This is a genomic window from Aeromonas sp. FDAARGOS 1406, from assembly GCF_019048565.1.
Taxonomy (GTDB): Bacteria; Pseudomonadota; Gammaproteobacteria; order Enterobacterales; family Aeromonadaceae; genus Aeromonas; species Aeromonas caviae.
Genome location: NZ_CP077378.1, coordinates 2,107,595 through 2,129,269 on the forward strand (window position 1 = coordinate 2,107,595; position 21,675 = coordinate 2,129,269).

Consider the following 21,675-nt stretch of genomic DNA (forward strand, 5'->3'; position numbering starts at 1 on the left):
CCATCAACGATTAACTGTTAAACCACGATCGTTCGATTGAATTTGCAGGTTCGAATGGCGAAGCCTATTCGGGCACCCGACCCTCACAGATTCACCATGTTGTTGAGCTCCAGGATCGGCTGCAGGATCGACATCACGATAAACAGCACCACCCCGGCCATGGAGACCACCAGCATGGGCTCGAACACCCCGAGGGCGATGTTCACCTGGGTTTCGAACTCCCTGTCCTGGTTGTCCGCCGCCCGCTCCAGCATGCTGTCGAGCTCGCCGCTCTGCTCGCCCGAGGCGATCATGTGCAGCATCATGGGCGGAAAAATTCTGGTTTCATCCAGCGACTTGCGCAGGCTGGTCCCCTCCCGCACCCGCTCGGTGGCCTCACCGATGCGCATGCGGGCATAGTCGTTGGAGAGCACTTCGCCGGCGATCTTCATTCCCTCCAGCAGGGGCACGGCGCTGGCGTTGAGGATGCTCAGGGTGCGGGCAAAGCGGGCGGTGTTGAGACCGCGGCTGACCCGACCGATCACCGGCAGGCGCAGTATCACCTGGTGCCAGCGACGGCGACGCTTGTCGTCGGTCAGCCACCAGCGCCAGATCAGGCCGCCAATGCCAAGGAGCAGCAGGAACCAGAGGCCGTAGTGCTGCAACAGCTCGCTGGTGCCGATGAGGAAACGGGTGGTACCCGGCAGTTGCTGGCCCATGTGTTCGAACTGGGCCACCACCTTGGGCACCACGGCGGTGAGCAGGATGGAGATGACCCCCACCGCCACCAGGGTGAGGACGATGGGATAGATCATCGCCTGCAGCAGCTTGGTGCGCATGTGCTGGCGCTGCTCGGTGTAATCGGCGAGACGGTTGAGCACCTTCTCCAGGTGACCGGACTTCTCGCCGGCCGCCACCATGGAGCGGAACAGCTGGTCGAACACATGGGGGAAGGCCCCCAGCGAGTCGGCCAGGGAATACCCCTCCACCACCTTGCTGCGCACCGTCGCCACCAGGCTGCGCAGGTGGGCCTTCTCGCACTGCTCGGCGACCGCCTTGAGGGCCTCTTCGATGGTGAGACCGGCCCCCACCAGGGTCGCCAGCTGGCGGGTGATGAGGGCCAGTTCTGCGGTGGAGGCACCACGGCGAAACAGCACGAAGCGGTTCGCCTCCCGCTTGGCCTTCTCGGTGGTCTCGTTCACCTCGAGGGGGGTCAGCCCCTGCTCGCGCAGCAGCTGGCGCACCTGGCGGGCGGAATCCCCTTCCAGCACGCCGCTCTTGTTGCGCCCCTTGCCGTCGAGGGCCTTGTATTCAAATGCCGCCATCTCAGTCTTCCCGGGTCACGCGCAGCACCTCTTCGAGGCTGGTCTGCCCCTTGAGCACCTTGTCGATGCCGTCGCGGCGGATGCTGGGGGTGTGACCCCGGATCAGCCGCTCGATGGCGAGCTCGCCGCTGGCGCTGTGGATCGCCTCGCGCACTGCCTCGTCCACCACCACCAGCTCGTGGATGCCGGTCCGGCCGCGATAGCCGGTGTGGTTGCACTGCTCGCAGCCCACCGGACGCCAGATCTGCTGATCCGGCGCAAGCTCGATGCCCATGGCAACACGCTCCTGCTCGGTGACAGGGTGCGGTGCGCGGCAATCCGGGCAGAGAGTGCGCACCAGCCGCTGGGCCAGTACCGCCAGGAGCGACGAGGAGAGCAGGAAGGGCTCGATCCCCATGTCCCGCATCCGGGTGATGGCGCCGATGGCGGTGTTGGTGTGCAGGGTCGACATCACCAGATGACCGGTGAGGGATGCCTGCACCGCGATCTGGGCGGTCTCGAGGTCACGGATTTCCCCCACCATCACCACGTCCGGATCCTGGCGCAGAATGGCGCGCAGGCCCCGGGCGAAGGTCATGTCCACCTTGCTGTTGACCTGGGTCTGGCCCACCCCTTCGAGGTCATATTCGATGGGGTCTTCGACGGTCAGGATGTTGCGATCCCGGGAGTTGATCTCCGAGAGGGCCGCATAAAGGGTGGTGGACTTGCCCGAACCGGTCGGGCCCGTCACCAGAATGATGCCGTGGGGCTTGCGAATGAGTTCGCTGATGATGTTGCGGTTGGCCAGCGTCATGCCGAGCTGCTTGAGCTCGAGGCGCACGTTGTTCTTGTCCAGCAGTCGCAGCACCACCCGCTCGCCGTAGCTGGACGGCATGGTGGAGACCCGCACGTCCACCGCCCGGCCGCCGATGCGCAGTGAGATGCGGCCATCTTGCGGCACCCGCTTCTCGGCGATGTCCATGCGCGACATGACCTTGATGCGCGACACCAGCAGGGAGGCGAGCTTGCGATGGGGGCGCAGGATCTCCCGCAGCACCCCATCGATGCGAAAACGGATCACCAGGGCCCGCTCGAAGGTCTCGATGTGGATGTCGGACGCCTCTTCTTTTATCGCCTCGCTCAACATGGCATTGATGAGGCGAATGATGGGGGCGTCGTCGTCGGCATCCAGCAGATCCTCGCTCTGGGGCAGCTCCTCGGCCAGGGCAAAGAAGTCCATCTCGTTGCCGAGATCCTCCATCAGCTGACGCGCCTCAGAGGAGTCACGCTGATAGTGGGCCATAAGGAGCGTCTCGAACTCGTCGTTGCCAAGCTGCTCCACCGCGAAGGCACAGCCCGCCACCCGTCGCACCTCCAGCAGGGTCTGGGGGGAGATCCCCTGACGACAGAGCAGCACCGGGGCACCCTGGCGCTCGGTCAGGATGGCCCCGAAGTTGCGGGCAAACGCGAACGGCAGTTCCGGCAGGGGAGCCGGCAGCTCGCTGCCATCGAGCTGGTAGGCGGCCATCAGGGCTTGCTCTGCACGAAGGGCTGCTCCTGCACCTGGGCGCGCACGCCGGTGGCGGTCGCCTGCTGCTGGGCCTGCATTCTCTGGATCTGCTGCTGCACCTCGGGGGACATCATCACGTCCTGGCCATAGGCGGGCAGCACCTGGCGAGCCGGCGAGGTGGCATAGCCCTCTTCCGCAGCCCGGCTCAGCTGTTCGGCCCTGAACAGGGTGTACTTGTTGCTGGAGACCCCGGAGTAGACATTGGCGTCACGCAATATGGTCGGGCGGATGAAGACCATCAGGTTGCGCTTGGCGGTGGAGGTCTTGGAGGAACGGAACAGGTAGCCCAGCACCGGAATATCCCCGAGCAGGGGCACCTTGGAGATCTGCTCCTGGGTCTGTTCGTCCATCAGGCCGCCCAGCACCACTGTCTCGCCGCTCTTGACCAGCACGGCGTTCTTCACGGTGCGGGTATCGAAGGTGGGGCCCAGGTTGGCGGTCCCGGTCGCCTGCTTCTGTGCCACGCTGGAGACCTCCTGCTCGATGTTGAGCAGCACGGAATCTCCTTCGTTGATCTGGGGCGTCACCACCAGCTTGGTCCCCACCGTCTTGCGCTCTATGGTGTTGAACACCTGATCGCTGGTGGTGGAGCTCTGGGAGCCGCTCTGCACCGGCACTTCCTGACCGACGTTGAAGGAGGCCTCCTTGTTGTCCATGGTGACGATGCTCGGGGTGGAGAGGATGTCGTTCTTGCTGTTGGTGGAGAGCGCCGTCACCAGCGCCGCCCAGTCTCCGTGATAGAAGCCTGCCGCCATGCCGCTGAAGCTGCCCGCCAGGGATGACAGGCCGTCGGTGTTGCCGTTGTCTTTGTAATCCTTGGCGGCGATGGCCAAGGAGCCGATGGGCAGACCGGTGTCGGTGAACTGGGTGCCGCCGCCATTGGTGTTGGCCCACTGCACCCCGAGGTTCATGCCGTCACCATCCGATATCTCGACGATGATGGCCTCCACCAGCACCTGGGCACGACGAATGTCGAGCTTGGCGATGACCTGCTCCAGCTCGGCCATCACGTCCGGCTGGGCGGTGATCACCAGGGCATTGGTGGTCTCGTCGGCGGAGATGGCGAGCTGGCCGCCGCCGATGCTGGCGCCGCCCGTGGCCGTGGCAGCCGCCCCGCCCTTCTTGTCGGCGGCGATGCTGGAGCTGACCCCCTTGAGGACGTCCACCAGATCCTTGGCCTTGCCATATTTCAGGTAGAAGACCCGGGTGTTGCCCTGGCTCTGCAGATCCCGGTCGAGCTGGCGCACCATCTGGATGATGCGGGCACGGGCCTTGGGCTCGCCGCTGATGACCACGGAGTTGGTGCGCTCGTCGGCCACCACCTTGGGGGAGAGCAGCAGCGAGGCGTTGGCCCCCTGATTGCTGCCATCCTTGTTGAGGTTGGTCACCAGCCGCACCATCTCGCCGGCGGAGGCGAACTTGAGCTTGATGACGTCCATGTCCTGATCCCCCGCCTTGTCCACCCGGCGAACCACCTCCACCAGGCGGTTGACCACGGCGGCGCGGCCGGTGATGAGCAGCACGTTGGAGGGCTCGTAGTGGACCACGTTGCCGCCGCCGGCGTTGTCGTTGAGCTGACGCAGCAGGGGGGCCAGTTCACGGACCGAGACATTGCGCACCGGCACGACCCGGGTCACCATCTCGTCACCCACGCCGGGGTTGGTGTCATCCACCACGGGGATGGCCGAGGTCTTGGCATCCTTGGAGCGCACCACCTTGAGCACGCCGTTGTTCATGGGCACCACGGCAAAGCCGTAAACGTCGAGCACGCTCAGGAAGAACTGGTAGTACTGATCCTCGTTGAGCAGGTCATAGCTGCGCACGTTGATCTTGCCGCGTACCGATGGCTCTATGATGATGGTTTTGTTCAGGTTCTTGCCGACCGTGTTGATGAACTCCTCGATGTCGGCGTTCTTGAAACTGGCGGAATACTCGGTGGCCCAGGCAGAACCGGCCATCATCAAGGCTGCCGCCATGGTGGCCAGACGCCAGCCCTTCCCTTTATTTGTCATTCTTGGTGCTACTCCAATTCATTATTCTGACAAGCCGACATAGACGTCGTAGAGCTGTCCTTGCCGCTCGACGGTGACGGTCATTTCCGTGGCGCCCGCCACCTGCTGCATCGCCTGCATGGCCTGGGCGTTGTCACGCAGATCCAGGCCGTTGATGCTGACCGCCAGATCGTTGGCGACCAGTCCGAGTTGATTGAACAGTTCCGGATTGCGACCTGGGTTGAGGCGATAGCCGGTCATGCGACCGTCCACCCGGACCGGAGAAATATTGAGGTAATCGGTGATCTTGCCCGGGTTGCCCAGCAGTTCGCTGCGCACGGAGGAGAGCCCCTCCTGGCGGGCCGGTTTGGGCAGGGGCTTGCCATACTCTTCCCCGTCCAGCATCAGGGTCTCGTCACGGCCGTCCCGGGCGATGATGACCCGATCGGCAAACACCTGGCGTATCCTGGCCTGGGTACCGTCGATGTAGTCTCCGATGCCGTAAGAGTTCTGTGTCCCGTTGTGGGCGATGATGGCGATGGACTTGGCGGGATCCGAGCTTGCCAGCACCCCGTTGAGCTGGGCGTTGAGCTGGGTTTTCGGGGCATCCGCCGCCACCGTCTCTGCCGCCTTGTCCGCCTGGGGTTGCAGCGCCTTGCCAAAGAGAGAGAGGCGGCTGAGGTTGCCCAGATCGAGGCGATCGCCGCCACTCCCCTGCACCGAGGTGACCGAGGGTTGCCAGGGGGTCAGGGGAGCGGGCTGGGCCAGTTCGTACAGGCGCCAGGTGAGCACGGCACACTGCTGGGCCAGCAACAGCAGCAGAAGCCAGAACAGGGGCTGGCTGAAACGAGAGAGTGGCATGGCCTTGCAGCGAGCCAGAAGGGAAGTCAACAAATCATCCCTGAACGGTAGCGTCATCTTTCTCAAAATTGTCTGGCATCCAAGTCGGTTGGCTATTGTGTACGGCAATGGACCCAGAGACAACCGACCGGATGGGACCAAGGGGTGAAAATTCAGTTTCCGTCACACCCGGATGCCCCCTGTTTCTATCCCGGGGCCCGCCTCTGGTATAATCAGGCACCTTTTCAGCCATCCCGGAGCCGATCCATGTCGAATCCAGCACAAGGCAGCACTCAGGTCCGTCTCGACAAGTGGCTGTGGGCCGCCCGCTTTTACAAGACCCGCAGTCTGGCGCGGGATCAGATCGACGGCGGCAAGGTGCACTACAACGGCCAGCGCACCAAGCCGGGCAAGGCGGTCGAGGTCGGCGCCCTGGTGCGATTCTGGCAAGGCCAGGACGAGCGGGAGGTGCGGGTGCTCGAGGTGAGCGAGCAGCGCAAATCCGCCCCGCTGGCCCAGCAACTCTATGAAGAGACAGAGGCCAGCCTGAAGAAACGGGCCGAAAACAGCGAAGCCCGCCGCTTCAACAGCCAGTTTGCCCCAAGCCCGGAGCGCCGACCTGACAAGCAGGAGCGACGCCAGCTTATCCGGGTCAAGCAATCCTAATCCGCGTCTGTGGCCCCTTTATGACGACAGGTGGAGGAATTAGTTCCTAACCACCTGTTTAACAATGTGTTTATTTTCCCCCAAGAACATCCTAGGAAACCATGATGAGTAACCAAGACCTTCTGTATCGCTATCTGTTCGAAGAGTACGAAGTGCGTGGAGAGCTGGTCCAGCTGGATCGTACCTACCGCCACATCATCGACGCCCAGAACTACCCGGTACAGGTGCAGCACCTGCTGGGCGAGCTGCTGGTTGCCACCAGCCTGCTGACCGCCACCCTCAAGTTCGAAGGCTCCATCACGGTGCAGCTGCAGGGGGATGGTCCGGTGCGTCTGGCCGTCATCAACGGCGACAACAACCAGCAATTGCGCGGCGTGGCACGCTATGAAGGGGAACTGCCGACGGACGGCAAGCTGCAAAGCCTGATCGGCAACGGCCATCTGGTCATCACCATCACCCCGGATCAGGGAGAGCGCTATCAGGGCATCATCGCCCTGGAGGCCGACACCCTGGCGGCATGCCTGGAGCACTACTTCGCCCAGTCCGAACAACTGGCCACCCGCCTCTGGATCCGCACCGGCCACCACGAGGGCGAGCCCCGTGCGGCGGGCATCCTGCTGCAGGAGCTGCCGGCCCAGAGCGAGGATCACAGCGAAGATTTCGACCACCTGGTCCAGCTCACCACCACCATCAAGGACGAAGAGCTGTTCGGTCTGGACGCGGAAGAGATCCTCTACCGCCTCTACCACCAGGACAAGGTACGGGTGTTCGATCCCCAGGCCATCGAGTTCCGCTGCACCTGCTCCCGCGCCCGTTGCGAAGGGGCCTTGCTGCAGATAGACAAGGAAGAAGCGGTATCCATGGTGCAGGAGCTCGGCAAGATCGACATGCACTGCGATTACTGCGGCGCCCACTACGAATTCGACGGGATAGACATCGAAACCCTGTTCAGCAGGGCTCCCGGTAATGATGCAAACCAGTTACACTAATCAAAGGCGGGCAAAACCCGCCTTTAACTTAAATAACAAAAAAATACCCTATTTTATAAAGTTTGATGGCGATCGCTAAAAACTACCACCTAGGTGGTAGCATGAACGTCAGATAGAACCCTACACACCTCTGAACCCAGGAGAATACAATGACAATCGTGGTAGAACCCACCCTGGCCCAACAACTGAAGCTGGACCAATACGGTATCAAAAACAGCCAGGAAATCGTTCGCAACCCCTCCTATGAGCAGCTTTTCGCTGAAGAGACCCGCTCAGACCTTGAGGGCTTCGAACGTGGCGTCGTCACCGAGCTTGGCGCCGTCAACGTCAACACCGGCATCTTCACCGGCCGCTCCCCTAAAGATAAATATATCGTCAAAGATGCCACTACCCAGGATACTGTGTGGTGGTCTGACCAGGGTAAAAACGATAACAAGGCGATTACCCCGGAAGTGTGGTCACATCTGAAAGGGCTGGTCACCAAACAGCTCTCCGGCAAGCGTCTGTTCGTGGTGGACGGCTTCTGCGGCGCCAACCCGGACACCCGCCTGGCGGTGCGCATCATCACCGAGGTGGCCTGGCAGGCGCACTTCGTGAAGAACATGTTCATCCGCCCGAGCGAAGAGGAGCTGAAGACCTTCAAACCGGACTTCGTGGTGATGAACGGTGCCAAGTGCACCAACCCGAACTGGAAGGAGCAAGGTCTCAACTCCGAGAACTTCGTCGCCTTCAACATGACCGAGAAGATGCAACTCATCGGCGGCACCTGGTACGGTGGCGAGATGAAGAAGGGCATGTTCTCCATGATGAACTACTTCCTGCCCCTGCGCGGCATCGCCTCCATGCACTGCTCCGCCAACGTGGGCAAGGATGGGGACGTGGCCATCTTCTTCGGCCTCTCCGGCACCGGCAAGACCACCCTCTCCACCGATCCCAAGCGTCAGCTGATCGGCGATGACGAGCACGGCTGGGATGATCACGGCGTGTTCAACTTCGAAGGGGGCTGCTACGCCAAGACCATCAAGCTCTCCGAAGAGGCCGAGCCGGACATCTACCACGCCATCCGCCGCGATGCGCTGCTGGAGAACGTGACCGTGGCCGCCGATGGCACCATCGACTTCGACGATGGTTCCCGCACCGAGAATACCCGGGTCTCCTACCCCATCTATCACATCGACAACATCGTCAAGCCGGTCTCCAAGGCGGGTCACGCCACCAAGGTGATCTTCCTGACCGCAGACGCCTTCGGTGTGCTGCCCCCGGTCGCCAAGCTGACCAAGGAGCAGACCAAGTACCACTTCCTGTCCGGCTTCACCGCCAAGCTGGCCGGTACCGAGCGCGGCATCACAGAGCCGACCCCGACCTTCTCCTCCTGCTTCGGCGCGGCTTTCCTCAGCCTGCACCCGACCAAGTACGGCCAGGAGCTGGTGAAACGGATGGAAGCGGCAGGGGCTGAAGCCTATCTGGTCAACACCGGCTGGAACGGCACAGGCAAGCGGATCTCCATCAAGGATACCCGTGGCATCATCGACGCCATCCTGGATGGTTCCATCGAAAAGGCGCCGACCAAGGTACTGCCTGTGTTCAATCTGGAAGTGCCGACCGAGCTGCCGGGCGTCAACCCCGCCATCCTGGACCCGCGAGACACTTATGCCGACCAGGCCGAGTGGGATGCCAAGGCGGCCGATCTGGCCGGGCGTTTCATCAAGAACTTCGAGCGCTTCACCGACAACGACGAAGGCAAACGCCTGGTCGCGGCGGGCCCGCAGTTGTAAGAAACGCGCCTCGCGTCTCACAATCCCGTACCGGTCAGCCCTGCTGGCCGGTATTTTTTTGGCCGATGCGCGGCATATGGCTCCCGCCAAGCCTTGCCTTGACGGCCCTTGCGCGTTAGATTCAGCCAAACTTTATACAATATACAATTTTGCAACCTGCCCGTGACCCCAGCATGACCCCACCTTACAAGACCCGAACCCAGATGGTGATGGAGAACCTCCGCGGCCGGATATTGCGTGGCGAGTTTGCAGCGGGCGCCCCCCTGCGCCAGGACGCCATCGCCAAGGAGCTGGCGGTGAGCCGTATCCCGGTACGGGAAGCCCTGATGCAACTGGAAGCCCAGGGGCTGGTGAAGTTCGAGGCCCATCGCGGCGCCGTGGTGACCATGCTGGATGCCTCAGCCATCGAGGAGCTCTTTTATTTGCGGGCACTGCTCGAAGCCGATACCCTGTTCCACGCCGTCGACCTGATGACGGAGGAGACCTTCGCCCAGGCGCAAGCCATCCTCGCCCAGTTTGATCTGGCGCTGGAGTCTGGCACCCAGATCGAACACTGGGCCGAGTTGAATCACCGCTTTCACGCCACCCTCTACCAGGCAGCCAATCGCCCCCAGGCACTGGAACTGATCGCCCAGATCAATCTGAGCTGCGACCGCTATGTGCGTTTCGAACTGCTGTTCGCCCAGGGCGGCGTGGACAAGGCCGAGCGGGAGCACGCCCGACTCCTTGAACTGTGCCGCGCCCGGCGCAAGCACGAAGCAGTGGTACTGCTCAAGCAACACATCGAGGCGGCAGGCCAATCGATCAGACAGATCCTGGCAAGCGGCCACCATCAATGAACACTCACATCACCACAAGCTGGCAATAACGACATGAACCATTTCGAGATTATTGAAACCCGCGTCGCCCAGGTCAGGGCCACACTGGCCACGCTGGAGCTGGACGCCTTCATCGTTCCCCACGACGACGAGCATCTGGGGGAGTACATTCCCGCCTATGCCGAGCGGCTGGACTGGATCACGGGTTTCAACGGCTCCGCCGGGCTCGCCATCATCCTGGCGCATCGGGCGGCCCTGTTCATCGACGGTCGTTATACCGTGCAGGCGCGCATGCAGGCGCCGGCCGAGCTGTTCGAGTTTCTCCACCTCAATGAAGACCCCCACGTGCAGTGGCTGGCGGAGCAGTTGCCCTCAGGCTCCCGGGTCGGCTTCGATGCCCGCCTGCATAGCCTGGCCTGGTATCAGAACGCCAACGCCGTGCTGGCCGATCACGGCATCGAGCTGGTGCGCATCGACGAGAACCCCATCGATCTGCACTGGAGCGATCGTCCCGCTCCGACCAAGAGCCCTGTCATCCTCTACAGCGAGGAGCTGGCGGGCCAGTCTAGCCAGGCCAAGCGCGAAATGCTGGCCAGCGATCTGCGCAAGCGCGGGCTGGATGCGGTGTTGCTGACCCAGGCCGAGCCCATCAACTGGCTGCTCAACCTGCGTGGTCGCGACGTGGAACGCCTGCCGGTGGTGCTGGGCTTTGCGGTGCTCTACGCCAACGCCACCATGGATTTCTTCGTCGATACCGACAAGATCGACTGCTTCGCCTTCAGCCAGCACGTGGGGCAGGATGTCTCCGTCTACCCCATCGACAAGCTGGGTGACGTGTTGCAGCGCATCGGCGAGGATCAGCAGAAGGTGCTGGCCGACCCCAACACCGCCAACGCCTGGACCCAGCTCGTGATGGAAGAGGCGGGCGCCATTCTGGTGGCCGGCCAGGATCCCACCATGCTGCCCAAGGCGTGCAAGAACCCCGTGGAGCTGGCCGGCATGCGTGCCGCCCACCTGCGCGACGGCGTTGCCGTCACCCGCTTCCTGGCCTGGCTGGATCGCCTGATCGCCAGCGGCGAGTTCGACGGTGTGGACGAAGGCACCCTGGCCGACCAGCTGGAAGCCTTCCGCCACGAGCAGGAGCACTATGTGGAGCCGAGCTTCGACACCATCTCGGCACTCGGCCCCAACGCCGCCATGTGCCACTACCGCCACACCAACGGTACCCCGCGCGCCTTCGGCCAGGACAGCATCTATCTGGTGGACTCCGGCGCCCAGTACCTGGACGGCACCACCGACATCACCCGCACCGTCAAGGTGGGTGAGGTAACCGACGAGCACAGAGCCATGTTTACCCGGGTACTGCAGGGTCATATTGCCCTGGATCAGGCCCGCTTCCCCCGTGGCACTGCCGGCATCCAGCTCGACGTGCTGGCCCGCATGCCCCTGTGGCAGGCCGGTTACAACTACGACCATGGCACCGGCCACGGCGTCGGCCACTTCCTCAGCGTGCACGAAGGCCCGCAGCGCATCGCCCCCAAGGGCAGCCTGGTGGCCCTGCAGCCGGGCATGGTGCTCTCCAACGAGCCGGGCTACTACCGGGAAGATGCCTTCGGCATCCGCTGTGAAAACCTGGTGGTGGTGACCGAACAGGAGGCCCGTGGCGAGCTGCCGATGCTGGGCTTCGAGCGACTGACCTATGTGCCGTTCGACATCCGCCTCATCGATCGCAGCCTGCTGAGTCCGGCGGAGTTCCGCTGGATCAACGAATACCATGCGGAGGTCTACCGCCGTCTGAGCCCGCTGCTGGAGGGCGAGGATCTCGCCTGGCTGGAGCAGGCGACCAGCCTCCTCTGATGACACAGGGCCTGCGGGCCCTGTTTCTTTATCCGCGGCATGCCACAAACGCCCCCCCACTTGCATCGACTCCCCGCCCCTTCTACCCTGTGCCTCCTTTTTGGCTGCCCCGCAGCAGAGACCCGATGAGAGGAGCCCCGATGCACTCGTCCCCCGTATTGCGCCTTGCCACCCATACCGACATGCACGCCATCTGGCAGATAGATGCCGATGTCTTCGGCGAGGATGTCTACCCCGGTTTCTTCTTTCGCCAGGCCATGGATCTGTGGCCCGAACTGCTGGTCGTCGCGGAACGGGAAGGCCGGCTGCTGGGCTATGCCCTCGGGGGGCTTGGTCAGGATCGGTCGCAGGGCTGGCTGCTCTCCCTCGCGGTACGCCCCGAAGCGCGCGGCTTCGGCCTGGCCGAGCAAATGATGTTGCAGGTGGAGCAGGGACTGCTGAAACTGGAAGTTGAGCGGGTCAGACTGACCGTTGATCCCGCCAATCCGGCCCAGCGCCTCTACTTCAGGCTGGGTTATCAGCAGTTGGCAGAAGAGAGAGGCTACTTCGGGCCGGGCGAGGATCGCCTGCTGCTGGAAAAAGCCCTGACCTGACCATCCACCACCGGCACGAGAGCCTTCCGGCCACATAATTGGTTACACTTTGCGGGTTTAATGCGCAATCTGGTTGGCGTAAAGTGCAATTCATCACCAGATTAATCCGATGCCCGCCCAGGAGGCCCATCATGTTCAAACGTATTGCTCTCGTCACCCTGCTGGCGGCCACCACCGCCATCACCGGCTGTGCCAACAGCGACGTCTACTCCGGCGATGTCTACACCAAGGATCGCGCCAAGCAGGTACAGACCGTCAGCTATGGCACCATCCTCTCCACCCGCCCCGTCAAGATCCAGGCCGATGAGAACTCCCTGATCGGCACCATTGGCGGTGCCGTGGTCGGCGGTCTGCTCGGCAGCACCATAGGCGGCGGTCGTGGCAGTGACATCGCGGCGGCCGGTGGCGCCATCGCGGGTGCGGCGGCCGGCAAGGCGGCAGGGGACAAACTCAACCAGGTTGACGGGGTCGAGCTCGAGATCAAGAAAGAGAACGGCGAATCCATCGTGGTAGTACAAAAGGCCAGCCCCACCTTTGTACCTGGTGCCCGGGTCCGCATGACCCAGGGCAACGGCACCATCAACGTGGCCGTGGTGAACTGATAGCGCCGCTCAAGATGCAAAATGCCATAAAAAAAGGTGAGCCCGGGCTCACCTTTTTGCGCTCTGCACCACAGAGGATTCACGCCCCCAGATGCAGCCAGGCCGCGATGGACAGCTGCAGGCCCACCAGGTCGGCATGGTGGAACAGGGCATGAAGTGATGCACGATCCCCGGATACCTGCATCATCAGACGCTGTTGCGCCTGCAGGTCGGCCAGCCAGGAGGGGGGCACCGTCAGCGTGCCTGCCGCCTCGGCAACCAGGGATACCCCCTCGAGCAGGGCATGCAGCGCCCGTTGTTGTTCGCCAGCATCGCCACTCTCGAGCCAGAGCTGCTCATGATACAGCCAGTGCTGCAGACCCAGGGTAATGCTGGTCTTCTGATCTTTGCCCTCAATCCCTTGCAGGGGCTGCACGGCCAGTGGTTTGCCAAGCCCAGCCAGCCTGTATCCGCGCTGCGCCTTGGACTGGGCACCCAGCCGCAATCCTCCCAGCGCCGCCAGCTTGCTCGCCAGGGTGAACAGGGCGCGGGCATCACCGGATTTCAGCTCCAGCTCCAGCTCGTCGATCCCGGTACGCCCCAGGGCACCGACAATCTCCCCCTGATCCCAGGCCAGCTCGATCTCGGCATCTCCGAATGCGATCAGCCAGTGGCGGCGCAGGAAATCGGTGCTGAACTGGGCCACCAGACGGCTCTGGAGTTCATCGCGCACAGCCAGACTCGGCCAGATATCGGCAGGAAAGGCAGACAGGGTCGGAATGGTTCCCTCTACCGGGGTGTTGTACTCGGGTCTGGCGTGCAATCCGCCCACGACCTGCCCCCGGCACTTGATGGTCTGCTCGGAAAAATCATCGCTGCGACGAATGCGCAACCCCATCTCGAGCCCACGCAAACCCAGGTCGGGCGTGTCGAAATAGACGTTGCCAAGAGCGGCTTGATTGGAAGATATAATATCTAGTGAATTCAGAAGCTTGGAGAGGGATTCTTGAATATTGCTGGTGACGAAAAACTTTATCTCGATCTCAGTTTGCATAGTCATTCCGGGCTGGCGGGCAACTTTGGGGGGCATGTTCAGGGTCGCGAGGATATAATGCCAGCGACAGTTCACGATTAATTCACGGTTTTATTGATGGCACAGTTCGGTTACCATGCGCCCCTCATAAAATCGTATCGAGTGTTTTTTCACCGACACAGGTTTGGCCATGCCAGTAAATACTATTTTGGGTCTTTTTGCCAAGTCCCCCATCAAGCCGCTGCAGAAGCATATCGTCAAGGTTCACGTGTGCTGCGAACAGCTCATTCCCTTCTTTGATGCCGTCGCTGAAGACCGCTGGGAAGATGCCGAGAAGATCCGGCAACAGATCGCCCAGCTGGAAAAAGAAGCGGACATCCTCAAGCGCGAAATCCGCTTGAAACTCCCCCGCGGCCTGTTCCTGCCGGTCGCCCGTACCGATCTGCTGGAGCTCTTGACCCAGCAGGACAAGATTGCCAACCGTGCCAAGGATATTTCCGGTCGCATGCTTGGCCGCAAGATGGAATTCCCCACCGAGATGCGCGCCGATTTCATGGCCTATCTCAAACGCTGTATCGATGCGACCGCCCAAGCCGAAAAAGCCATCGGAGAACTCGATGAGCTGCTCGAAACCGGCTTTAAAGGACGTGAAGTTGAAATGGTTGCCGAGATGATCCACCAGCTGGATCTCATCGAGGACGATACTGACACCATGCAGATCGGGCTGCGCCAACAGCTGCAAGCCGTTGAGCACAAATACAATCCGATCGACGTTATGTTCCTCTACAAGATCCTCGAATGGGTAGGTGACCTGGCTGATCAGGCAGAGCGCGTTGGCGCCCGTCTGGAATTGATGCTGGCTCGTTCGTAATCGACTGACTGGGTAAACACTACTAATGGACATTATCGCGAATTACGGCACCACCCTGGTGCTCGTGGCGGCCTTGTTCGGCTTTTTGATGGCCTGGGGTATTGGTGCGAACGACGTCGCCAATGCCATGGGCACATCGGTCGGCACCAAGTCCCTGACCATCCGTCAGGCGATCATCATCGCCATGATCTTTGAATTTGCCGGTGCCTATCTGGCCGGTGGCGAAGTGACGGCAACCATCCGCAGCGGCATCATCGACAGCAACGCCTTTGCCGACACGCCGGATCTGCTGGTGCTTGGCATGATCGCCTCCCTGCTGGCTGCGGGTCTGTGGCTGATCCTGGCCTCCTATTTCGGCTGGCCCGTCTCCACCACCCACTCCATCATCGGCGCCATCGTGGGCTTCGCCGTGGTGAGCATCGGTCCGGAAGCGGTACAGTGGAACAAGTTTGGCGGCATCGTCGGCTCCTGGATCATCACGCCGGCCATCTCGGGCATCATCGCCTACTTCATGTTCATCAGCGTGCAGAAGCTCATCTTCAACACGGACAATCCCCTGGACAACGCCAAGCGCTATGTCCCCTTCTACATGTTCCTGACGTCCCTGGTCATCTGCCTGGTGACCATCAAGAAGGGGCTGACCCACGTCGGTCTGCACCTGAGCAATGGCGAAGGCGCGCTGCTCTCCGTCGCCATCTCCATCGCGGTGGCGTTTGCCGGCTGGATCTATATCCGCGGCCAGCAGTACAACCCGAAAGATGACAGCAAGATGCACTTCGCCAACGTGGAGAAGGTGTTCGGCATCCTGATGATCATCACCGCCTGCGCCATGGCCTTCGCCCATGGCTCCAACGACGTGGCCAACGCCATCGGTCCGCTCTCTGCAGTCGCCTCCATCGTGGCGGCCGGCGGCGAGATCGGCGGCAGCTCCCACATCGCCTGGTGGATCCTGCCCCTTGGCGGCATCGGCATCGTCATCGGTCTGGCCACCATGGGCGAGAAGGTGATGGCGACCGTCGGCACCGGCATCACCCACCTGACCCCGAGCCGTGGCTTCGCAGCCCAGCTGGCCACCGCCGCCACCGTGGTGATAGCCTCCGGCACCGGTCTGCCCATCTCCACCACCCAGACCCTGGTCGGTGCCGTCATGGGCGTCGGTCTGGCACGGGGCATCGCGGCCCTGAACCTGGGCGTGCTGCGCAACATCGTGGTCTCCTGGGTCATCACCCTGCCCGCGGGCGCCATCCTGGCCATCGCCATCTTCTACGTGTTGCAGGCCTGCTTCTCCTGAGCAGCCCACGCCGCACGACAAAAAGCCCGGGTCATTGACCCGGGCTTTTTTATGCTTCGCCCATATCACGCCGTCGATTGAGCGTCGATCGGCTGCGGCGTTTACTCCTCGATAAAGGTCCACTCGTCGCGCACCCGGCTGATGGCATCGAGCCGCCGCTTGGCAAGCTGCTCGCGGATTGCCTCCCCTTTGAAGCCGGCCGCCACTATCTCCTTGACCGGCACAGCCTGCGCCGCCTCCAGGGCCTCGGCGACATAGTCCGGCTGACTGTAGACCTTCTCTTCGAAGCCGGTACGACCGTGGAAGTCGGCGCGACAGGCATCGAGCAGCTGGGCAAAGCGCTCCGGTCTGCGCCAGGCATCGGCCTTGTCGAATACCTTGAGCAGGGTCGCGGGCTTGAGCTCGAAGGCAATGTGGATATGGGTGTGCAGGTCGCTCACCAGCAGTGCCAGATCGCGACACTCGTTCGGCACCCGGAAGCGCTCGCAAAAATCGCGAATGAGCGGCAACCCCTTCTGACCATGGCCGTGATGGCTCGGCCAGAAGGCGGGCGGGGTCAGCCCCTTGCCAAAGTCGTGGCAGAGGGACGCGAAGCGCACGGTCAGTTCGGGGGAGAGACGACATGCCTGCGCCAGCACCATCATGGTGTGGATGCCGGTGTCGATCTCCGGGTGCCATCTGGCAGGGGCCGGCACACCGAACAGGGCATCGAGCTCGGGGAAGAGCGCCTTGAGGGCGCCGCATTCGCGCAGCACCTCGAAGAAGATCTGGGGTGTCGGCCCCAGCAGCACTTTTTCCAGCTCCTTCCAGACCCGCTCCGGGGTCAGGTGGGCCAGCTCTCCAGCCTCCGTCATCTCGCGCATCAGCCCCAGCGTCTCGGGGGCCACCACGAACCCCTGGGCATGGAAACGGGCGGCGAAGCGCGCCACCCGCAGGATGCGCAGAGGATCCTCGGCAAAGGCCGGCGAGACATGGCGCAGCAACCGCGCCTCCAGATCCTGCACGCCGCCGTAGGGATCGTGCAGTTGCCCGTCCTCATCTTCGGCGATGGCGTTGATGGTGAGATCCCGGCGCAGCAGATCCTGCTCCAGCGTCACCTCGGGGGCGGCATGGCAGACGAAGCCGGTGTAACCCTGCCCCTGCTTGCGCTCGGTGCGCGCCAGGGCGTACTCCTGCTGGGTTTTGGGGTGAAGAAAGACCGGAAAGTCTCGGCCCACCTGGGTGAATCCGAGACCCAGCATCTGCTCCACCGTGGCGCCGACCACCAGGTGATCCCTGTCACCCTGGGGCAGTCCCAACAGGCGATCCCGTACCGCCCCTCCTACCAGATAAATCTGCACGCGCACTCTCCCTCGATAAACTTGCCCCGATGATACCGCTTTTGGCCAAGAGAGACGATGTGCCCCCGCCGCACCGGGCTCGTCATCACTTGGCCGGGCGGCCGCTTTCCGCCATCGTCCTGGGTGAGTCAGCCCGTGGTTCGAGCCAGCTCCCCTTATGGTATCCGGGTCTTTGACATCCCTTTTGGGAGGCTTTAACCTGCCGCCCATAACAATGGAATGGATCCTTATGTACACACAGTTCTTCGGTCTGTCGGAGTCCCCGTTCTCCATCTCGCCCAACCCCAAATACCTCTATATGAGCGAGCGTCACGGGGAGGCCCTCGCCCACCTCAACTACGGGTTGCAGGACGGTGGTGGCTTCGTGCTGCTGACCGGGGAAGTGGGTACGGGAAAGACCACCGTCTCCCGCTGTCTGCTGCAGCAATTGCCCGCCGACACCGAGATCGCCTACATCCTCAATCCCTCTCTGACCGAGCGGGATCTGCTGGCCGCCATCTGCGACGAATTCCAGTTGCCCTACGGCGAAGAGGCCAGCCTCAAGCAATTGTTCGACCTTATCCGGGATCATCTGCTGGCGAATCTGGCGGCAGACAAGCGCAGCGTGGTGCTGGTGGATGAAGCCCAGCACCTGCTGCCCGGCGTGCTGGAGCAGTTGCGACTGCTCACCAATCTGGAGACAGACGAGAAGAAACTGCTGCAGGTGGTGCTCATCGGCCAGCCCGAGCTGCAACAGATGCTGCGCCAGCCCCTGCTGCGCCAGCTGGCGCAGCGGATCACCGCCCGCTATCACCTGCTGCCGCTGTCGCGCCAGGATGTGGATGCCTATGTCCGCTTCCGGTTGCAGGTGGCAGGCTGCGTCCAGCCCATCTTCACCCCCAGGGCCATCCAGACCCTGCATCGCCTCTCCGGGGGCATTCCCCGCCTCATCAACCTCATCTGCGACCGCGCCCTCATCGCCGCCTTCGCCCGTGGCAGCCACAAGATAGTGCACGGGGACATCAGCCAGTCCGCGTATGAGGTGAGCGGTATTCGCGACGAGGGGAGCTGGCAATCCGGCCTCACGGTCGCCCTGGTGGGCGCCCTGCTGGTCGCCACCGGCTGGTGGGGCTGGCAATTCTTTGGATTCTTCCCAGCCCGCCCCCTGGTCAAGGTCGAGGTACCGGTCAAGGTGGATGACACGCCAGAGCAGCAGGCCCAGCTGACCCGCGCCATCAATCAGGCGCTGGAGCCGGACGTCGCCATGCAGAATCTCTACAAGGTATGGGGCTACCAGGCCGAGCTGGAGGAGGCAACCTGCGACAATGCCCCCCGTGCGGGCCTGCGCTGCCAGGAGGGAGAAGCCTCCCTGGCACAATTGCAGGCGCTGCAATACCCGGCCCTCATCAGTCTCACCGACGAGACCGGCGGCCTCTATTACGCCACCCTGGTCAGCCTGGGGGCGGACAAGGCTTCCCTGCTCATCGGCAACCAGAGCTGGCAGGTGGACAGGCAGTGGCTCTCCGACGCCTGGGGCGGCAGCTACACCCTGCTCTGGCGCATGCCCAGGGGCAACGTGCCCCTGATAGCGAGCAATGCAGGGGCAGCCCAGGTGCAGTGGCTGGACAACGCCCTTAGCCGTGCCATGCAGCAACCCGATCGCAAGGTGAGCCGCTTTGATGCCACCCTCAAGAACAAGCTGCAACAGTTCCAGCGCGAGCAGGGACTGACCCCGGACGGCATCGCCGGCAGCAACACCCTGCTGCGGCTGAATGTGGCCTCCGGCGAACCCATGCCCAGGCTGGAGGATGAATCCCTGCGAGCCAGCACGCCGGTCGATCTCGACAGCGTGGCAGATGATGAGACGGATCCCATGGTCGAGGAGGCCTCCTGATGTCCACCCTGCTCAAGGCCCTGCGCCGGGCCGACCAGCCCCAGTTCACCCCCCATATGCCGCTCATGGGTCTGCCCGTGAGCCAGGAAGAGGAGCCCAACCGCCGCTGGATCTGGTGGGCCCTGGTGCCCCTGGCCCTGGTGATGGGCGCCGCCGCCAACTATGGCTGGCACCTCTATCACCTCAAACCCGTGGAACAGCAGGTCGAAGTGAAGGAAGTGGTGACTCCCCCCTTCGTGCGGGTCGAACCCAGGCCCATGATCACCCGGCCGCTGCCGCCCCCCTTGCCGGAGCCCGTGGTCGCTCCAAGACCTGCCGCAACCCCGGCTGCGACTACCGCAAACCAGGGGGGACAGAGTCTGGCAGAACGGCTGATGGCCGCCCTCAACAACACGCCGCTGGTGGAAGAGAGTGCGCCCCAGGCTCAGGTCCAGACCAGTGCCATCCCCCTCGGCGCCCTGGCCCCGGCCCTGAAACAGCAGGTACCGTCCCTGACCTATGGTGCCCACAACTACTCCTCCGACCCTGCCAAGCGGGCCGTCGTGCTCAATGGACGGGAGTGGCGCGAGGGCAATGAGATCGCCCCCGGCGTCATCCTGGCAGCCATCGCCCAAGACTACATCGTCCTGCAGGTCGGCGGCCAGTATGCCAGCCTCAAGGCGCTGCAAGACTGGCGCGGCTGATCTGCCGGCATCCGGTGGCCCTCCCCCGGGAGGGTCACCGCCCATTCTGAGGGAGCCCGAGAGCTCCCCTTTTTAATCAATAACCTACACTCGACCTTTGCCATGCGCCGGGTCGGGGATCGCCCTCCTGATGGCGGGCGGACTTATCATCAGAACATGAGCACACTGTGAGCCACTCAGACAACACCACCTTCGCCACCCGCATTCTGGACTGGTACCAGATCCACGGCCGCAAGACCCTGCCCTGGCAGCAGGACAAGACCCCCTACCGGGTCTGGGTCTCCGAGATCATGCTGCAACAGACCCAGGTTGCCACTGTCATCCCCTATTACGAGCGGTTCATGGCCCGCTTCCCCGACGTGCTGGCCCTGGCCAACGCCCCCATCGACGAGGTGCTGCATCACTGGACCGGGCTTGGCTACTACGCGCGCGCGCGCAACCTGCACAAGGCTGCCCAGCAGATCCGCGATCTGCACGGCGGCCTCTTTCCGGAACAACTGGAAGAGGTGATGGCCCTGCCCGGCATCGGTCGCTCCACCGCCGGGGCCGTGCTCTCCCTCTCTCTGGGCCAGCCCCACGCCATCCTGGATGGCAACGTGAAGCGGGTACTTACCCGCTGGCTGGCGCTGGCGGGCTGGCCGGGCCAGAAGCAGGTCGAGCACGATCTCTGGGAGCTGGCGACCCGCCTCACCCCGCGCGTCGGGGTGGCCCAGTACAACCAGGCCATGATGGACATGGGGGCCACCGTCTGCACCCGCAGCAAGCCCGCCTGCGAGCGCTGCCCGGTGCAGGCCGATTGCCAGGGGCTGTCGCAGGGCAACCCCACCTCCTACCCTCACAGCAAGCCGAAGAAGAGCATTCCGGCACGCAACGGCATTATGCTGATCATCCGCCACGGCGATCAGCTGCTGCTGGAGAAGCGTCCGCCGCAAGGGATCTGGGGCGGGCTCTACTGCTTCCCGCAGGTGGAATCCCTCACCGAGGTGACCGGACGACTGCGGGAGTTGGGGCTGGAGGATGCCGCCTATCAGGAGCTCGCTGGATTTCGTCACACTTTCAGCCACTTCCACCTCGATATCCGCCCTTTGCTGATCGAAATGGCTATTCCGCCCGCCCCCCTGCTCATGGAAGCGGATACCCGACTCTGGTATAACTTACGCCATCCTGCCGAGGTGGGATTGGCGGCGGCCACGGCCCGTCTGCTCGCCTACCCGGACTTACAACCAGACTTGCAACCACAGAGGTCAACATGAGCCGTACCGTATTTTGCCTGCGCCTGAAGAAAGAAGCGCCGGGTCTCGATTTCCAACTCTACCCCGGTGAACTCGGCAAGCGGATCTTCGACAACATCAGCAAGGAAGCCTGGACCGAGTGGCAGAAGAAGCAGGTCATGCTGATCAACGAGAAGAAGCTGAACATGATGAATCTCGAGCACCGCCAGTTGCTGGAAAAAGAGATGGTCAGCTATCTGTTCGACGCGGGTGAAGTCCAGATCGACGGCTACACCCCTCCCAGCCAGTGAGCGGGAATCGAGTCAAAGGGCCAGCGTCCCCCTGAGTCGTCGACATGCCTCAGGATGACACCAATCCTGGCTCAGGCCAGTCAGTGACGGGCGGCCCCA

19 protein-coding genes are annotated in these 21,675 nt (G+C 62.8%); 13 read left to right on the top strand and 6 right to left on the bottom strand.

Annotation, left to right across the window (positions count from 1 at the left end; all coding sequences use genetic code 11):
* Positions 1-83: 83 nt before the first annotated feature.
* Genes exeF through exeC form a run of 4 tightly spaced genes read right to left on the bottom strand, consistent with a single transcriptional unit; the run spans position 84 to position 5,738 of the window.
* On the bottom strand, positions 84-1,304 hold the full coding sequence (gene exeF, locus I6L36_RS09870) for a GspF family T2SS innner membrane protein variant ExeF (RefSeq protein WP_039040588.1): 1,221 nt from the start codon (positions 1,302-1,304) through the stop codon (positions 84-86).
* A gap of 1 nt (position 1,305) precedes the next feature.
* Positions 1,306-2,811 carry a GspE family T2SS ATPase variant ExeE gene (gene exeE / locus I6L36_RS09875; protein ID WP_042014784.1) on the bottom strand — a complete coding sequence of 502 codons (1,506 nt, stop codon included), beginning with the start codon at positions 2,809-2,811 and terminating at the stop codon, positions 1,306-1,308.
* Entirely contained in the window at positions 2,811-4,865 is a 2,055-nt protein-coding gene (exeD, locus tag I6L36_RS09880) for a GspD family T2SS secretin variant ExeD (protein ID WP_010675726.1), read from the bottom strand. Before exeD ends, exeE begins: the two co-directional genes overlap by 1 nt.
* Before the next feature lie 21 nt (positions 4,866-4,886).
* A complete protein-coding gene (exeC, locus tag I6L36_RS09885; protein ID WP_272865916.1) occupies positions 4,887-5,738 on the bottom strand; it encodes a GspC family type II secretion system variant ExeC in 852 nt (283 codons plus the stop codon).
* Between the two features lie 213 nt (positions 5,739-5,951).
* Between exeC and hslR the strand changes: the two genes are divergently transcribed.
* From hslR to I6L36_RS09920, 7 genes are all read left to right on the top strand, one after another.
* Positions 5,952-6,350: a ribosome-associated heat shock protein Hsp15 gene (gene hslR / locus I6L36_RS09890; RefSeq protein WP_109112589.1), complete on the top strand. Its 399-nt coding sequence runs from the start codon at positions 5,952-5,954 to the stop codon at positions 6,348-6,350.
* Between the two features lie 104 nt (positions 6,351-6,454).
* Entirely contained in the window at positions 6,455-7,339 is an 885-nt protein-coding gene (hslO, locus tag I6L36_RS09895) for an Hsp33 family molecular chaperone HslO (protein ID WP_010675729.1), read from the top strand.
* A 149-nt stretch (positions 7,340-7,488) separates the two neighbouring features.
* A complete protein-coding gene (gene pckA, locus I6L36_RS09900; protein ID WP_010675730.1) occupies positions 7,489-9,114 on the top strand; it encodes a phosphoenolpyruvate carboxykinase (ATP) in 1,626 nt (541 codons plus the stop codon).
* Between the two features lie 173 nt (positions 9,115-9,287).
* A complete protein-coding gene (locus I6L36_RS09905) occupies positions 9,288-9,953 on the top strand; it encodes a GntR family transcriptional regulator (protein ID WP_029314822.1) in 666 nt (221 codons plus the stop codon).
* A gap of 33 nt (positions 9,954-9,986) precedes the next feature.
* Positions 9,987-11,789 (top strand): aminopeptidase P family protein, encoded by a 1,803-nt coding sequence (locus tag I6L36_RS09910; RefSeq protein WP_216987119.1) that lies wholly within the window; start codon positions 9,987-9,989, stop codon positions 11,787-11,789.
* Between the two features lie 140 nt (positions 11,790-11,929).
* Positions 11,930-12,382, top strand: a complete 453-nt coding sequence (locus tag I6L36_RS09915; RefSeq protein ID WP_010675733.1) for an N-acetyltransferase — start codon at positions 11,930-11,932, stop codon at positions 12,380-12,382.
* Positions 12,383-12,513: 131 nt separating this feature from the next.
* Complete coding sequence (locus I6L36_RS09920) at positions 12,514-12,984, top strand: glycine zipper 2TM domain-containing protein (protein WP_010675734.1); 471 nt, start codon at positions 12,514-12,516, stop codon at positions 12,982-12,984.
* Positions 12,985-13,063: 79 nt separating this feature from the next.
* On the opposite strand, the gene I6L36_RS09925 is transcribed toward I6L36_RS09920, so the two are convergent.
* Positions 13,064-14,017: an inorganic triphosphatase gene (locus tag I6L36_RS09925; RefSeq protein ID WP_216987120.1), complete on the bottom strand. Its 954-nt coding sequence runs from the start codon at positions 14,015-14,017 to the stop codon at positions 13,064-13,066.
* 169 nt (positions 14,018-14,186) lie between these two features.
* Here I6L36_RS09925 and I6L36_RS09930 point away from each other — a divergent pair, with 169 nt between their 5' ends.
* Together I6L36_RS09930 and I6L36_RS09935 are read left to right on the top strand one after the other, a co-directional pair.
* Positions 14,187-14,867 (top strand): TIGR00153 family protein, encoded by a 681-nt coding sequence (locus tag I6L36_RS09930; protein ID WP_010675736.1) that lies wholly within the window; start codon positions 14,187-14,189, stop codon positions 14,865-14,867.
* 25 nt (positions 14,868-14,892) lie between these two features.
* Positions 14,893-16,158, top strand: coding sequence for an inorganic phosphate transporter (locus tag I6L36_RS09935; protein WP_069784272.1), 1,266 nt, complete (start codon positions 14,893-14,895; stop codon positions 16,156-16,158).
* A gap of 101 nt (positions 16,159-16,259) precedes the next feature.
* Here the strand turns inward: I6L36_RS09935 and I6L36_RS09940 are convergent, their stop codons facing one another.
* Entirely contained in the window at positions 16,260-17,498 is a 1,239-nt protein-coding gene (locus tag I6L36_RS09940; protein WP_045522083.1) for a multifunctional CCA addition/repair protein, read from the bottom strand.
* Between the two features lie 229 nt (positions 17,499-17,727).
* Here I6L36_RS09940 and I6L36_RS09945 point away from each other — a divergent pair, with 229 nt between their 5' ends.
* From I6L36_RS09945 to I6L36_RS09960, 4 genes are all read left to right on the top strand, one after another.
* Positions 17,728-19,371 carry an ExeA family protein gene (locus tag I6L36_RS09945; protein ID WP_162540490.1) on the top strand — a complete coding sequence of 548 codons (1,644 nt, stop codon included), beginning with the start codon at positions 17,728-17,730 and terminating at the stop codon, positions 19,369-19,371.
* On the top strand, positions 19,371-20,054 hold the full coding sequence (exeB, locus tag I6L36_RS09950; RefSeq protein WP_010675740.1) for a GspB family T2SS assembly factor variant ExeB: 684 nt from the start codon (positions 19,371-19,373) through the stop codon (positions 20,052-20,054). Before I6L36_RS09945 ends, exeB begins: the two co-directional genes overlap by 1 nt.
* A gap of 167 nt (positions 20,055-20,221) precedes the next feature.
* Positions 20,222-21,307 carry an A/G-specific adenine glycosylase gene (gene mutY / locus I6L36_RS09955; RefSeq protein WP_109111771.1) on the top strand — a complete coding sequence of 362 codons (1,086 nt, stop codon included), beginning with the start codon at positions 20,222-20,224 and terminating at the stop codon, positions 21,305-21,307.
* Positions 21,304-21,576 carry an oxidative damage protection protein gene (locus tag I6L36_RS09960; protein ID WP_010675742.1) on the top strand — a complete coding sequence of 91 codons (273 nt, stop codon included), beginning with the start codon at positions 21,304-21,306 and terminating at the stop codon, positions 21,574-21,576. Before mutY ends, I6L36_RS09960 begins: the two co-directional genes overlap by 4 nt.
* The last annotated feature ends 99 nt before the right edge of the window (positions 21,577-21,675 follow it).